Below are 13,727 nucleotides of genomic sequence, written 5' to 3'. Positions count from 1 at the left end.
GGCAGCAGGACCATGAGGCTGTGGACCACGATGGTCTCGGTGCCCTCGGCGAGACCGCGCGGGAAGTGGAAGGTCCGCTCGTCCGGCCGCTCGATCCGGCGCTCCGTCGCCGCGGCGGACAGGGCCAGGAGCGAACCGCCGTTGACGTAGTAGGTGAGCAGCAGCACCAGGCACGCCACCCGGGCATCGGGGTTCCCGATCGCACAGCCCGCGACGAAGCTGCCGTAGGCCGCGAGGTCCGCGGAGATGTCCGCCCAGCCCCCGAGCGGGGTCCCTCCTCCGCTCGCGCGGGCCAGCGGGCCGTCGATCCCGTCGGAGATCCGTGAGAGCAGCCACAGGGCCAACGCGAGCCACCACAGCGCGAAGGCGGCCGCCGTCGCGGCAGCCAACGCCAGAACCAGCCCGATCGCGGTCACCGCCAGCGGCGGGACCCGGTGGCGGGCGAGACGAACGGCGATCCGGTCGAGGGTGGGCGCGAGCGCCGCACGGACCTCGGCGTCGATCATGGCTGCGTCCGTCGGTCGGGCGGCGAGGTGACGGTCCCGTCGGCGCTGGCTGCGACGGGACCGAGCTCGTCAGCCGCACGGGGCGTGGGCCCCGCCGTGGCTTCTCGGGGGACGGTCCACAGCGCCTCGGCTGGTAGCCCGAGCGTGAGGAGGCTCCCGGGACCGACGTCGGCCAGGGCGTCGTCCGCGACGTCGACGGTCAGGCGTACCCCCGCCACCTCCACGGTCGCGCGGGTCCGCGTCCCCAGGAACGCCGAGGAGACGACCCGTCCCTGGACATGTTGTCCGTCGGCGGCGGGCGTGTCGCCGACGACGAGGCGCTCCGGTCGCACCGTCAGCCACACGTCGGGTCCGCCAGGAGTTCCGTCGGGGACCCGGAGGCTCCCGAGGGGCGTGTGCACGCGGTCACCGTGCCGACGCCCGGCCACCAGGTTGGCTGCGCCGAAGAACCTCGCGGTCCGTTCGGTGGCGGGGTGTTCGAAGAACGTGCGTGGGGCGCCGTGCTGGTGGAGGCGGCCGTCGAAGAGCAGCGCGATGTCCTCGGACAGCACGACCGCTTCCTCCTGGTCGTGGGTGACCACCACGGTGGTGAGATCGCGCTCGCGCTGGACGTCGAGGATCAGTTCACGCATGCCCTCCCTCAGGTGGGCGTCGAGGTTGGCCAGCGGCTCGTCGAGGAGCAGCACTTCGGGCTGGAGGATCAGCGCCCGGGCGAGCGCCACCCGTTGTTGCTGGCCACCCGATAGCTCGGCTGGGTGGCGGTCCGCGAGGCCGTCGAGTCCGACACGCTCTAACACGGCCTCCGCCTCGCGGCGGCGCTGGCGTCGCGGGACGCCCCGCATCTTCAGGCCGAACGCGACGTTGTCGCCCGCGGACAGGTAGGGGAAGAGTCGGTGGTCCTGGAAGACCATGACCGCTCCGCGACGCTCGGCTGGGACGTCGGTGACATCGTGGCCATCGAAGAGGACCTGTCCGCCCGAGGGGTCCAGCAGTCCGGCCACCAGTTTGAGCGCGGTGGTCTTGCCGCACCCTGACGGGCCGAGCAGCGCGGTGACCGTGCCGCCGCCGATGTCGAGGGTCAGACCGTCCAGCGCCGTCACGGACCCGTAGCGGCGGGTGAGCCCCTCGAGGCGGATGTCGGTCATCGCGTCCCTCCGAAGGTCGCGAAGCCCTGACCGCCGAGGACCCGGGTGGTGGCCACCAACAGCACGACGGCGGGCAGGCTGTGGAAGAGCGCCGTCGCGGCGGTCACGGAGGCGTCGCCGCCGGAGGCGGTGGCGAACAGCAGGATCGGGAGCGTGACCACCCTGCCGCCTCCGATCACGAGCGTGAGCACGTACTGCCCCCAGGAGACCAGGAACCCGAACAGCGCGGCGACGGCCAGGCCGGGCGCGACGAGCGGGAGGGTGACGTGCAGCCGTGTCCTCCACCAGCTCGCTCCCAGCGAGCGGGCCTGTGCCTCCAGCTCCAGGTCGGCGTTCGCGAACACCCCGGCGCTGAGCAGGATCACGTACGGGGTCGCAGGGATCAGGTGGGCGAGGACGACGCCGGGGATCCCGCCGGCGAGCCCGAGCCGCAGGAACACGACGTGGATACCGATGGCGACCGCGACGGCGGGCACCAGCACCGGCGTGAGCAACACCAGCTCGACGACCCGCTTCCCCCGGAACCGCCGCGTCCCGAGCACCCGGCCTGCGGGGATCGCGACGACGAGGGAGAGGACCATGACCGCGACCCCGATGGTCACGGTGTCCACGAGCGCGGACCAGGTCCGGCCGCTGGGGTCGAGGACGATGCGCCAGGCGCGGGTGCTCCAGCGGTCGGGCAGGACCTGCGGGAAGAAGTAGCCCTCCGCGAGGCTGGCCAGCACGAGCGGGACGAACGGCGCGAGCAGCAGCAGCAGCATCGCACCGACGACGACGGATCGGCCCGTTCCTTGCGGCTGTCCAGCGACGCCGGCAGGCGCCGACGAGCCTTGCACTTGTCGGGCGTCGACCGCGGTCATCGCGCCTCCTGCCTGATGGTCCGTCGGGCCAGTACGGAGCCGGCGAGGACCACCGCCAACACGAGCACGGTGATGACGACGCTGATGGCCATCGCCTCGGGACGGGCCGCCAGGTCGACGTCGGTGTAGCGCTGGTGGGCCAGGACGGGCAGCACCGCCGGGAAGCTCCGACCGAGGAGGAGCGGGACCTCGAAGGTGCCGAAGGTGAAGGCGAACACGATGACGACGGCCGAGAGGACACCGGGCAGCAGCAGGGGCAGGATCACGTGACGCAACCGCTGCCAGGGTGACGCGCCGAGCGTGCGCGCCGCCTCCTCGAGCTCGTCCCCCGTCGATCGGAGGATCGCCAGGGCGACGATCCCGATGAACGGCACCTCCTTCCAGACGTACTGGACGATGATGCCGATGGCGTAGGGATCGAACACGAGCGCCGGGAAGCTCGCTGGCCCCTCGATCATCCCGGTCTGGGCGGCCACCCGAGAGAGCAGTCCACTCTGGCCGAGGAGCGCGAGGATCGCGACCGCCCCGACCACGTGGGGGAGCGGCAGGTTCAGCTGGAAGAGGGTCGTGGCGGGTTGCCGACCGCGTACGAGACGCCGGAGCAGGAGCGCGGCGCCGATGCCGAGGACGATGGCGAGGACGGTGGAGGTCACCGCGACGTGGAGGGTCAGCAGCAGCGAACGGCCGAACTCCGGGTCCGCGATCAGGCGTCGGTAGGCGTCGAGCGATGGACCTGCACCCGTCCCACCGGCGAGGAGGCCGAGCGAGCGGAGCAGGGCCAGTCCGACCGCACCACCGAACAGCACCACTACGAGGCCGAGCGCTGGGGCCAGCGGCCCCCAGGTCCGCACGCTCTCGTGGCGCAAGGTACGTCGGAGGTGGGTGACGACCGTCGACGTTCGGCCCATCACGAGCGTGGCTGGCGCTGACGGATGAAGCGGTCCCAGTCCTGGTCCAGCGCCCGGGTGAGCGCGCCCAGGGAGTCGGGCAGCCGGACGGCTGCGAGCCGCTCCTGGTCGACGGCGGTCTCACCGAGGTCGTCGACGATGTCGCCCACGGCGGCCGCCTGGGCTGCGTCGACGCGGTCGGAAGCGATGGCGAGGCCATCCCCCCAGCCCCCCGCGGGGTCGAGCTTGGCCGCCTGCAGATCAGGGTCGAGGACGAGGTCGGCGAACACCATCGCCGCGGCCGGATCGCCGGCGTTGACAGGGATGGCCAGGTAGTGGTGGTCGGCGATGGTGCCGGTGTCGAACACGAAGGGTCGTGCGGTCGCCGGCAGGGTCCCCGCGTCGATGTTGGCGCCGATCCCGGCCGGCAGCAGTGTGAAGGTGAGGTCGACCTCGCCGTTGGCGAACAGCTGGTCGAGATCGGCGATGTCACCCGGGTAGGTCTCGCCACCACGCCAGAGGTGAGGCCGCAGGTCGTCGAGCAGGGCCCACAGCGGCGCGGCTGCCTCCGCGTAGGCATCCTCGTCGAACGACCCGACCCACGCATCCGGACCGCCGCTGAGCTCGTAGAACCACTGCTTGAGGAACCGGGTCCCGTGGAAGGCGGGCGGCGCCGGGTAGGTGAACCGACCCGGGTTCGCCACGATCCAGTCGGCGAGCTCCGCGTACGAACGGGGCAGGTGCGTCTCACCGGTGCGGGCGGTGTCGTGGACGAACTGGAACTGGGCGCTGCCCCAAGGCGACTCCGCACCCTCGACGGCGAGTCCGGCATCGAACGCCACGGCCGGGTCGTCCCAGTCCACCAGCTCGGCGTTGGGCAGCTCCTCCGCCCAGCCGATCAGCAGCGCCTCCGCCTGCCGCATCGTGGCGAAGTTGTCGCCGTTGATCCAGATGAGGTCGACCGAGCCACCTGATGAACGCCCGGCCTCGAGCTCGCCGAGCACCGCGTTGACAGCATCGGCCGTGTCCGCGAGCGGCACCCGACTGAGGGTGATGCCCAACTCGGCGAGCCGCGGCCCGTACACCTCGTCGACGAACCGGTTGATCTCGGTGCTGCCACCCCACATGTGCAGGTCGAGCGTGGCGCCGTCGGCGGCTGCCACCACGTCGTTCCACTCCGACGGGTCGACCTCGGCCCCCTCCGCGCCGTCGCTCCCCGGCGCCGCGGTGAAGCTACAGGCCGTCGCGGTGAGTGCCACGAGGAGGAGCGGGACGACGGCACGGATGCGGTGGGGCACGGTGTGGCGACCTCCGGTAGAGCAGCCTGGACCGCCGGCTTGGCCGCCGGCGCTGCTTCGTCAACACGGTCGTACGAGGGATGTTTCCCGTCCGCTGCGCGGAGATGGAAGGGAACCCGCCCCCGTTGGGTTGTCCGAGAGCGGAAGCGACCAGGATGGGTGCATGAGCGGTAGCGTGTGTCAGGTGCCCAACGAGACGCGTGAGGACCGGTTCCGAGAGCAGGTGCTCTCGGAACTCGAAGTGCTCTACCGGGTCGCGCGACGGTTGACGCGCACGCCCACGGAGGCGGAGGACCTGGTCCAGGACGCGCTGCTCCGCGCGTACCGCGGGTTCGATGGCTTCGACGGTCGCTACCCGCGAGCGTGGCTGCTGACGATCCTGCGCAACACCCACATCAACCGCCTCCGCAAGCGCCAGCCCGATCTCCTCGACGACGAGGTCGCCCAACGGCTGCCGGCGCGAGGGGCGGACGGTCGTCAGGACGGAACCTCCGAACTGGCCTTCCACGACGAGTTCGACCCGCTGGTGCGGGAGGCACTCGCCGGGTTGTCGGCCAACCACCGCGCGGTCATCGCGCTCGTGGACCTCGACCAACTGACCTACCAGGAGGCGGCAGACGTGATCGGGGTACCGGTCGGGACGGTCATGAGCCGACTGCACCGCGCTCGACGCAAGGTTCGAGCGCACCTCGAGGAGGCTGGGTTCATGGAGGTCGAACGTTGAGGTTGCGCCGCCGCCTGCCGCTGCCGCTGCCGCCCGACCCCGAATGCCACGTGGTCGGCGAGGTCCTCCAGGCCTACCTCGACGGTGAACTCGGCCCAGAGGACGCTGAACTCGTCGCCGAGCACCTCGAGCACTGCGAACGGTGCGGGATCGAGGCGGCCACGGTCGAGCGTGTCGTGGACGCGATCAAGCGGCAGCGCCCCGACCTCGATCCAGAAGCGATCGGCCGGCTCACCGGGTTCGTGGACCGGCTCACGCGTGACGACGCTGCAGGCGGACCGTCGGCCCCCTCGTCCTGACCCGTGGCCTCGACGGTGGTGAGCCCGTCGGCCATCGACGCCCGTCTGGCAGAGATCGCCGCCGGCAACCGGGCGAGGGATCGATCCAAGCGTGGCGTGTGTAGGTCGAGGGCCACGAGCCGGTCACATGCGACGCTCGCGCACGAGCTGGTCCAACTCGTAGACGTCGCCGGGCTCAGGCGATGTGTGCCAGTACCGCGTCGGTGAACTCACGGGTGCCGACCGGGCGGGCGATGTCGACGCGGGGGGCGAGGTCGGCGGTGACGGTGCCGGTCGCGATGGTGGTCTCGACCGCGGTTTCGATGTGGTCGGCGGCTTCGGTCCATCCGATCCGTCGCAGCAGCATCTCGGCGGAGAACAGCATCGCGGTCGGGTTGGCGAGGTCGCGTCCGGCGATGTCGGGCGCGGTGCCGTGGACGGCCTCGTAGAGCGCGCGGCCCCGTTCGTCGTTGAGGTTCGCGCCGGGGGAGACCCCGATGCCACCGATCTGGGCGGCGAGAGCGTCGGAGAGGTAGTCGCCGTTGAGGTTGGTGGTCGCGATGACCTGGTGGCGCTCGGGATGCAGGAGGATGTCCTGGAACATCGCATCGGCGATGCGGTCCTGGACCAGGATCCGCGCTCCGGGGTCGCCGGCGCAGTCATCGAAGAGGACGGCGTGGTCGGCGAACTCGTCGCGCACGACCTCGTAGCCCCAGTCGCGGAAGGCACCTTCGGTGTGCTTCATGATGTTGCCCTTGTGGACCAGGGTGACGCGTTGCCGCTGCCGGTCGATGGCGTAGCGCATCGCGGCGCGGACCAGACGCTTCGAGGCGGTCCGGCTGATCGGCTTGAGGCCGATCCCGGTGTCGTCGGTGAGGTCCCAGCCGCAGGCTTGCTTGAGCAGCGGCCGCAGTGCACGGGCCTGGGGGCTGTCGGCTGCCACCTCGAGGCCGGCGTAGACGTCTTCGGTGTTCTCACGGAAGATGACGGCGGAGACGAGCTCGGGATGCCGCAGCGGGCTGGGTAGTCCAGGGAACCATCGCACCGGCCGGACGTTGGCGTACAGGTCCAGCTCCCGGCGTAGTTGCACGTTGAGCGAGCGGATCCCACCCGCCACCGGTGTGGTCAGGGGGCCCTTGATGGCCACCAGATGGCTCTCGAGGGTCTCGAGGGTCTCGTCGGGCAGCCAGCTGCCCGTTTCGTCGTGGGCGCGTTGGCCGGCCAGCGCTTCGGTCCAGTGGATGGCCCGCCGGCCGCGGTAGGTGGCCCGCAACGTGGCGTCGACGACCTGGCGGGTGGCGGCCCACACTTCGGGTCCGATGCCGTCGCCCTCGATGTAGGGGATGATCGGTTCGTCGGGGACCTGGAGGCTTGCATCCTCGAACGTGATGGGTTGGGGCATGACGCGATCTCCGGTCTCACGGGGACGATGCTGGACCCGAGCTGATCGTTGCGGTCACCGTTCGGGTGGGGTGGGCGCGCCGGTCACGGGGTGGTCGCGTCGGAGCTCTGGTCGGCCGCTCGGGCGGGGTGGGTGTGGTCGTGGTTGGCCAGATGCTGCCGGGCGTGGGCGATGGCCTGGTCGGTGTCGTCGAACAGGTGGTCGCCCTGGCGGGTGACCTGGGCCAGTATGCCGGTGCGTTCCAGGACGCTGCGGGGCTGGTCCTGTACGCCGGACATCATCACCACGATGCCGCGGCGGGTCAGCCGGTCCACCAGCGCCCGCAGAGCGGCGGCGCCGGTGACGTCCATCACCGGGACACGCCGCAGTCGCAACACGACGATACGGATGTGGTGGTCGACGCGGAGCAGCTCTTCGAAGAACCGGTCCGCAGCGCCGAAGAAGATCGGACCCTCGATGCGGAAGACCACCAGGTCGTCCCGGCGGACCTCACGCTCGGCGTCTGCGGCTACCCGGTTCTCGTGTACGGGTGGTTCGTCACCACCGAGGACGGTCGGGTCGACCTGGAACAGCTGCGACATGCGGGTCACGAACAGGGCACCGGCCACGATCAGGCCGACCTCGATGGCCAGGATCAGATCGAACGCCACCGTGACGCCGAGGGTGAGCAGCATCGTGGCGGCGTCGGACTTGGTGGCGCGCACGATCTCGCGGAACTCGACCACCTCGACCATGCGTGCGGCCACCACCATCAAGATGGCGGCCAGCGCCACCAGCGGGATGCGGGAGGCCAGCGGTGCGAGCGCGACCATGATCGCGGCGATGATCAGCCCGTGGATGATCGCCGCGAGCCGGGTGCGAGCACCCGAGCGGACGTTGACGGCGGTGCGGGCGAGCGCGGCGGTGGCGGGGATGCCGCCGATGACCGCGCTGCCGAGGTTGGCGATGCCCTGTCCGAACAACTCGCGGTCGGGGTCGTGTCGCTCGTCGATGGTCATGCCATCGGCCACGACGGCGGACAGCAGGCTCTCGAGGGCGGCGAGCACCGCGATCACCAGGGCGGCACGGACCAGGTCGGTGGCCTCAAGCCCGGCCAGGCTCGGCAGCGTCGGCAGCGGCAGGCCGGTGGGGATCGCGGGGATGCGCGCGACGGCGTCGAACACCGGGAGCAGCGACAGGCCGGTGGCGGCCAGCAGCGCCGCCATGCTGGCCGGGAAGGCCCGCAACCGCTCGCTTCGCCCCCAAACGATCATGACGCCCACGGTCAGCATCCCCAGCATCGGGGTGGCCAACCCGGGGGCGTCGGCGAAGGCACGCAGGGTCTGCCAGCTGGCCACGACCACCTGCTCGCCCTCACCCGCGGGTGCCCCGAGGAACCCCGGCAGTTGCTGCAGGAAGATGATGACCGCGATCCCGATGGTGAACCCGGTGATCACCGGGTAGGGGATGTAGCGGATGAACCTGCCGATCCGAACGATGGCGAAGACCAGCAGGAACAGGCCGGCCAGGATCCCCACCGGCGCGAGCGCTGCGACCCCGTACTGCGAGACCAGCGGCAGCAGCACCACCGTCATCGCGCCCGTCGGCCCCGAGACCTGCAGGTTCGAGCCGCCGAACACCGCCGCCAGGATGCCCGCTGCCATGGCGGTGTAGAGCCCGGCGGCCGCTCCAGCACCCGAGGTGATCCCGAACCCCAGCGCCAGCGGGAGCGCAACGACCGCCACCGTGACACCGGCCATCAGATCGCTTCGGAAAGCGGACAGGTCGTAGTCGGCACGGCGCGGCAGGAAGCGGGCGAGCGAGGACAGCATCGGAACCCCGGAAGCAGGTCTGCGGGTCACCCGAGCGGGTGCCCACCCGATCGTACAGTGCTACGCTTGTTCACGATAACGTGAATCTACGTCAGCGAGCTCCGACGGCGGGAGTTCGTCGGCCGGGGCCAGGTTGGTCCGATGCGAGAGGCTGTCACGTGACCCGTCCCGTGTACGAGCTCAAGGCCGAGCTGTTCAAGACGCTCGGGCATCCGGTGCGCATCCGCGTCCTCGAGGTGTTGCGTGCCGGCGCGTCCAACGTCGCCGACATCGCCGAGGCCGTGGGGGTGGGCGGCTCGACGCTGTCGCAGCACCTGACCACCCTGCGCCGCTCCGGCGTGGTCGATTCTCATCGGGACGGCTCGACGGTGATCTACCAGGTCACCGTCCCGAGGGTGTTCGAACTGCTGGAGGTGGGACGACAGATCCTGACCACCTCGCTGGAGAACGACCAGGAGGTGCTCGCAGATCTCGGCCGGATGAGCTACGAGGCGTAGCGGCACGATGAGCAGGCCGCCGGCACCGGACCGTGGGCACCTCGCGTTGCTGTCGCTCGGTGCGCTGGGTGTCGTCTACGGCGATATCGGGACCTCGCCGCTGTACGCCTTCCGGGAAGCGATCCACGCGACCGGTGGCCGGGCCGCGGACACGGCGGGGATCTTGGGCATCCTGTCGATGGTGTTCTGGGCCCTGATGCTGGTGGTCAGCCTCAAGTACCTCGCGGTGGTGATGCGTGCGGACAACCACGGCGAGGGTGGCATCCTCGCCCTGACCGCGTTGGTCCTGCCCTCCGGAGGGCCGGCGACCGGACGTCGGCGGCTGCTCGTCTGGCTCGGCCTGTTCGGGACCGCGTTGCTCTACGGCGATGGGATCATCACGCCGTCGATCTCGGTGCTCGCGGCGGTCGAGGGGCTGCAGCTCGCCGCGCCGGCGCTCGGTGGCTGGGTGGTGCCGATCGCGGTGGCGGGCGTCGCGTTCCTGGCGCTCGGCGGTGTGTTCCTGGTGGTCACGGGCGCCGAGGCGCTCTACGCCGACCTCGGCCACTTCGGCCGCCGCCCGATCCAGCTCGGATGGGTCACGATCGTGCTGCCCGCCCTGGTGCTGAACTACCTCGGGCAAGGCGCCCTGCTGCTCGCCGATCCCGAGGCGGCCAGCAACCCGTTCTTCCTGATGGCCCCTGGATGGGCACTGCTGCCGCTGGTCGCGCTCGCCACCGCGGCGACCGTCATCGCTTCCCAGGCGCTGATCTCCGGGGCGTACTCGATCACGATGCAGGCGATCCAGCTCGGCTACCTCCCGCGGGTCCGCATCGATCACACGTCGTCGCGCGAGTTCGGGCAGGTCTACCTCCCCGCGGTGAACGTCGCCCTGATGGTCGCCTGCATCGGGCTCGTGCTCGCCTTCCGCAGCTCCACGGCCCTCGCGGCGGCCTACGGGATCGCGGTCACCTCCACGATGATCATCACCACCGTCCTGCTGCTGGTCGTCGCCCGTGAACGGTGGCGCTGGTCGCTACCTGCCGTGGTCGGGGTCGGGGCCGCGTTCCTCGCGCTCGATATCGCGTTCCTCGGCGCGAACGTGGTCAAGATCCCGGCCGGCGGTTGGCTGCCGCTGCTGGTCGGCGCAGTCATCTTCACGGTGATGACCACCTGGCGCGGCGGGCGCCGCCACACCGCCGCGCGGCGGCGCCTCGGTGCACGCGACCTCGCGGACCTCGTCGCCGCGGCCGAGGCCACGCCACGGACCGACGGCACCGCCATCTACCTCGGCGCCGAACCGGGCCACGTGCCGACCGCGCTCGAGTCCAACCTCACCACCCACGGCGTCCTGCACCGCCACGTGGTCGTGGTCACCGTGCAGGTCGCGGACCTCGCGCGGGTTGCGGCCGATCAACGCGCACAGATCCACGACCTCGGCGCAGGGTGCACCCAGGTGCTGCTCACCTTCGGGTTCATGGAACAACCCGATGTTCCCCGGACGCTGGACCGCGCGCTCCGCGCGGACCGAGGGATCGACCTACCGCAGGCTGTCTACGTGCTCGGCCGCGAGACCATCGTCGCGAACCCGGACATCCCCGGCATGCGGCCCTGGCGCGAGCGCCTGTTCACGCTGCTACACCGCAACGCCGCGAGCGCCGTGCGCTACTTCTGACTCCCACCTGACCGCATCATCGAGGTCGGCGCGATCATCGAGATCTGACACGCACGTCCGTCGAAGTGCCCGTTCGGCGCGACGGCTCCGGAAGGGCGCTGGAGTGACGGCGCGAGAGACGGCGTTTCGCCCGGACCAACGTGGACTTCAGCGGACCGCTTCGATGAGGATGGTTCGGCCGCGCGATCCGGCTGGCCCCGGGTCCTGTGCCACATGCGGCTCTCGATCCGATCAAGGAGTTCGTCGCCCGAACGCTGAGAGCAGGGTGTCCTGGTCCGAGCTCGCATCGCCGTCCGTGGGCAGCTCGAGGCCGAAGTGTCGTGCCGTGAGTTCGTCGGCTGAGATGTCGGCGAGTGCCCAGCTCACCAGCTCTGGCCGGATACGGGCAGGTGTGGCTTGGAGGACCTGGGCGAGGTCCCAGGTGTGGATGATCAGATCGTGAAGTCGCAGGCGAAGAACCTCGTGACCGGACAGGTCGCCGTCGACGTGGTGGTAGATCTGGTCGAGCACCCCGGCAACGCCGAGATGGTCGACGAGCTCGAGCGTGGACGTCACCAGGCTCCGGCGGGTGTCGCGGTCCTCAGCGAAGGATCGCCGGGCAGAAGCCATGGCATCTGCCGACGTGTCACCGCTGAGGATGCGGATGGTGAAGCGGTTGCCGCCAGTGACGTGTTCGGTCAGATCGCCGAGGGTCCACTCGGTACACGGCGTCGGACGATCCCAGTCGACTCCGTGCACCGATTCGAAGAGCCGCGTGAGGTCGCCGGCGATGAGCGCCAGGACCGCCAAGGCCGTCGCGCCGTCCCCGGACGAGGCAGCCTCGCTCCCCATCGCGCTGTCCCTCCCGACCGGATGCGACGAGTCTCTCACGCGACCACCGGATCCGTGAGACATCAGCAACGGGGAGCACGGTCCGTTGGTTCGGGACGATGGTCAGACGTCGACGCTGCCGGAAAGTTCCTTCCAGGCGGGCCGGGCTGCCGCTCGGGACCGGTCGTGCGAGCCACGGGTGTCCTCTGCGAACCTCGGCCCGCAGCGCGAGCGGTCGCCGAGAGCCGGCGGAACCCGGTCGCGACGCTACTCGTCTGACCACAGCAAGCGGGGCGTTGCGCAGCGGATGCCGAGGCGGCGTGACCCCGCTCGGCGGCACACCGTGAACAGCGAGCGAACTGCGGATGGCGATGAGCCGTGGTTGCAGGCGCCGGGCATCCGGAAGTCGAGTGGTTACAGCATGGAGCCGAGGTCTGAGCCGACACTTGGGTAGGCGGCGGTCATGGACCTCAGCTGGCGGGTGGTGAGGCCGAGCTCGATGGCCAGGGCGCAGAAGTTGATGAGTTCGCCGTACTCGGGTCCGAGCATGTGGGCGCCGACGATGGTGTCGGTGTCGCGGTCGACGAGGATCTTGGTGGCGGCTGTTCGCTCCCCGACGCGGTAGTTGGAGAACCAGCTGCTCGTGTCCCGGTAACGCACGTCGAGGTCGATACCGGTCTGGCGCGCATCGGCTTCGAGCATGCCGACGCGGGCGAGCTCGGGGATGGTGTAGACGACGGTGGCCACACCGTCGTAGTCCGGTGCGGTCGTCTGGTCCTCGAGCATGTTGGAGGCGGCGACCTTGCCCTCGAACACCGCGACGGGGGTGAGCGGCATGCCGGGCGTGTCGGCCGCGTCACCCGCGGCCCAGACCGCGGGGTTGGTGGTGCTCTGCAGGTGCGGCGCGACGACGACGCCCCGGGGTCCGGTTGCGACATCGGCGGCGTCGAGGCCGAGGCGGGACAGCTCGGGTACCCGGCCGGCGCCGTGGACCACCAGGTCGGCCTCGATGCGGGCCTCGGCGCCGTCGCGTTCGATGGTGACCTCGTAGCCGTCCGAGGCGGGCTCGATGCTGGCGATGGACGTGCGAGCACGGATGTCGATGCCGACGTCGGTGGAGCGTTCGACGAGCAGGTCGACCAGGTCGGGGTCGAAGCCCTTGAGCGGCCGTTCGCCGCGATCGATGACGGTGGCCATGGCGCCGGCGCGGGCGGCGATGTGGGCGAACTCCATGCTGACGAACCCGCCGCCGATGAACAGCACCCGGCCGGGGAGCACGTCGAGGTGCAGGAACTCGGTGCTGTCGATGAGGTGCTCGGCACCGGGGAGATCCAGCGGCCGGGGCCGGGCGCCGGCCGCGATCAGGAACCGATCGGCCTTCAACGGCCGGCCGTCGATCGCGAGCTCGTTGAGGCCGGTGAAGGTGGCGGTGCCGTGCAGCGTGTCGACGCCGTTGTCGGCGAGTCCACGTTCCATGTCGTCGGGGACCGGGTCGGTGAACCCGCGCTTGTGTCGCATCAGGTCGGCCCAGTTGATGGCCAGGCCACCCGCGTCGATGCCTCGGCCCTGCAGCAGGCGGGCGGCGTCGATGATCTCGGCACCGCGACGCAGGATCTTCTTCGGGTCGCATCCCCGCAGGGCGCAGGTGCCGCCGTAGGGCAGTTCGTCGACGATGGCCACGCGCCAGCCGGCTGCGCCGCACTTGTTGGCGGCGTTGACGCCCGCCATCCCGGCGCCGATCACGATCAGGTCGTAGGTAGCGGACATCGAGGACTCCATGTGTGGGATAGGGCGGCGGTCGGAGGGGTCACCGGTGCTCGTCCAGTAGGGCATGTTCGAGACGTTCGAGGCGCTG

13 protein-coding genes are annotated in these 13,727 nt (G+C 70.6%); 4 read left to right on the top strand and 9 right to left on the bottom strand.

Annotation, left to right across the window (positions count from 1 at the left end; genetic code table 11):
* The 5 genes from WEB03_RS15540 to WEB03_RS15520 all read right to left on the bottom strand — a co-directional run.
* On the bottom strand, positions 1-506 hold a 506-nt coding region (locus tag WEB03_RS15540), incomplete at its 3' end, for a CDP-alcohol phosphatidyltransferase family protein (RefSeq protein ID WP_368071829.1).
* Positions 503-1,651, bottom strand: a complete 1,149-nt coding sequence (locus WEB03_RS15535) for an ABC transporter ATP-binding protein (protein ID WP_368071828.1) — start codon at positions 1,649-1,651, stop codon at positions 503-505. The genes WEB03_RS15540 and WEB03_RS15535, both read right to left, overlap by 4 nt.
* Entirely contained in the window at positions 1,648-2,511 is an 864-nt protein-coding gene (locus WEB03_RS15530; RefSeq protein ID WP_368071827.1) for an ABC transporter permease, read from the bottom strand. Before WEB03_RS15530 ends, WEB03_RS15535 begins: the two co-directional genes overlap by 4 nt.
* Positions 2,508-3,377 (bottom strand): ABC transporter permease, encoded by an 870-nt coding sequence (locus WEB03_RS15525; protein ID WP_368071826.1) that lies wholly within the window; start codon positions 3,375-3,377, stop codon positions 2,508-2,510. The genes WEB03_RS15530 and WEB03_RS15525 overlap by 4 nt, the downstream gene beginning before the upstream one ends.
* A gap of 41 nt (positions 3,378-3,418) precedes the next feature.
* The gene (locus WEB03_RS15520) at positions 3,419-4,696 is read right to left on the bottom strand and encodes an ABC transporter substrate-binding protein (RefSeq protein ID WP_368071825.1); all 1,278 of its coding nucleotides are present in this window, start codon (positions 4,694-4,696) and stop codon (positions 3,419-3,421) included.
* A gap of 163 nt (positions 4,697-4,859) precedes the next feature.
* On the opposite strand from WEB03_RS15520, the gene WEB03_RS15515 reads away from it, so the two are divergent.
* Both WEB03_RS15515 and WEB03_RS15510 read left to right on the top strand, forming a co-directional pair.
* The gene (locus WEB03_RS15515; protein ID WP_368071824.1) at positions 4,860-5,420 is read left to right on the top strand and encodes a sigma-70 family RNA polymerase sigma factor; all 561 of its coding nucleotides are present in this window, start codon (positions 4,860-4,862) and stop codon (positions 5,418-5,420) included.
* Positions 5,417-5,719: an anti-sigma factor gene (locus WEB03_RS15510; RefSeq protein ID WP_368071823.1), complete on the top strand. Its 303-nt coding sequence runs from the start codon at positions 5,417-5,419 to the stop codon at positions 5,717-5,719. Before WEB03_RS15515 ends, WEB03_RS15510 begins: the two co-directional genes overlap by 4 nt.
* A gap of 175 nt (positions 5,720-5,894) precedes the next feature.
* On the opposite strand, the gene icd is transcribed toward WEB03_RS15510, so the two are convergent.
* Positions 5,895-7,100 (bottom strand): NADP-dependent isocitrate dehydrogenase, encoded by a 1,206-nt coding sequence (icd, locus tag WEB03_RS15505; RefSeq protein WP_368071822.1) that lies wholly within the window; start codon positions 7,098-7,100, stop codon positions 5,895-5,897.
* 83 nt (positions 7,101-7,183) lie between these two features.
* Entirely contained in the window at positions 7,184-8,911 is a 1,728-nt protein-coding gene (locus WEB03_RS15500) for a SulP family inorganic anion transporter (protein ID WP_368071821.1), read from the bottom strand.
* Between the two features lie 158 nt (positions 8,912-9,069).
* Here WEB03_RS15500 and WEB03_RS15495 point away from each other — a divergent pair, with 158 nt between their 5' ends.
* A complete protein-coding gene (locus WEB03_RS15495) occupies positions 9,070-9,408 on the top strand; it encodes an ArsR/SmtB family transcription factor (protein WP_368071820.1) in 339 nt (112 codons plus the stop codon).
* Positions 9,409-9,415: 7 nt separating this feature from the next.
* Positions 9,416-11,062 (top strand): potassium transporter Kup, encoded by a 1,647-nt coding sequence (locus WEB03_RS15490; protein WP_368071819.1) that lies wholly within the window; start codon positions 9,416-9,418, stop codon positions 11,060-11,062.
* A gap of 231 nt (positions 11,063-11,293) precedes the next feature.
* On the opposite strand, the gene WEB03_RS15485 is transcribed toward WEB03_RS15490, so the two are convergent.
* Positions 11,294-11,893 (bottom strand): maleylpyruvate isomerase N-terminal domain-containing protein, encoded by a 600-nt coding sequence (locus WEB03_RS15485; protein ID WP_368071818.1) that lies wholly within the window; start codon positions 11,891-11,893, stop codon positions 11,294-11,296.
* A 393-nt stretch (positions 11,894-12,286) separates the two neighbouring features.
* On the bottom strand, positions 12,287-13,639 hold the full coding sequence (locus WEB03_RS15480; RefSeq protein WP_368071831.1) for an NAD(P)/FAD-dependent oxidoreductase: 1,353 nt from the start codon (positions 13,637-13,639) through the stop codon (positions 12,287-12,289).
* Between the last annotated feature and the right edge of the window lie 88 nt (positions 13,640-13,727).

The organism is Nitriliruptor sp. (assembly GCF_040882075.1).
Taxonomy (GTDB): Bacteria; Actinomycetota; Nitriliruptoria; order Nitriliruptorales; family Nitriliruptoraceae; genus Nitriliruptor.
The sequence above is the reverse complement of the archived record's forward strand: the minus strand, read 5'-3'. Positions and strand labels throughout refer to the sequence as shown.

Bases quoted from the DNA above. Each gene is read 5' to 3' on its own strand.
- WEB03_RS15535 (WP_368071828.1), bottom strand. From the start codon at position 1,651: ATGACCGACATCCGCCTCGAGGGGCTCACCCGCCGCTACGGGTCCGTG.
- WEB03_RS15530 (WP_368071827.1), bottom strand. From the start codon at position 2,511: ATGACCGCGGTCGACGCCCGACAAGTGCAAGGCTCGTCGGCGCCTGCC.
- WEB03_RS15515 (WP_368071824.1), top strand. From the start codon at position 4,860: ATGAGCGGTAGCGTGTGTCAGGTGCCCAACGAGACGCGTGAGGACCGG.
- icd (WP_368071822.1), bottom strand. From the start codon at position 7,100: ATGCCCCAACCCATCACGTTCGAGGATGCAAGCCTCCAGGTCCCCGAC.
- WEB03_RS15500 (WP_368071821.1), bottom strand. From the start codon at position 8,911: ATGCTGTCCTCGCTCGCCCGCTTCCTGCCGCGCCGTGCCGACTACGAC.
- WEB03_RS15490 (WP_368071819.1), top strand. From the start codon at position 9,416: ATGAGCAGGCCGCCGGCACCGGACCGTGGGCACCTCGCGTTGCTGTCG.
- WEB03_RS15485 (WP_368071818.1), bottom strand. From the start codon at position 11,893: ATGGGGAGCGAGGCTGCCTCGTCCGGGGACGGCGCGACGGCCTTGGCG.
- WEB03_RS15480 (WP_368071831.1), bottom strand. From the start codon at position 13,639: ATGTCCGCTACCTACGACCTGATCGTGATCGGCGCCGGGATGGCGGGC.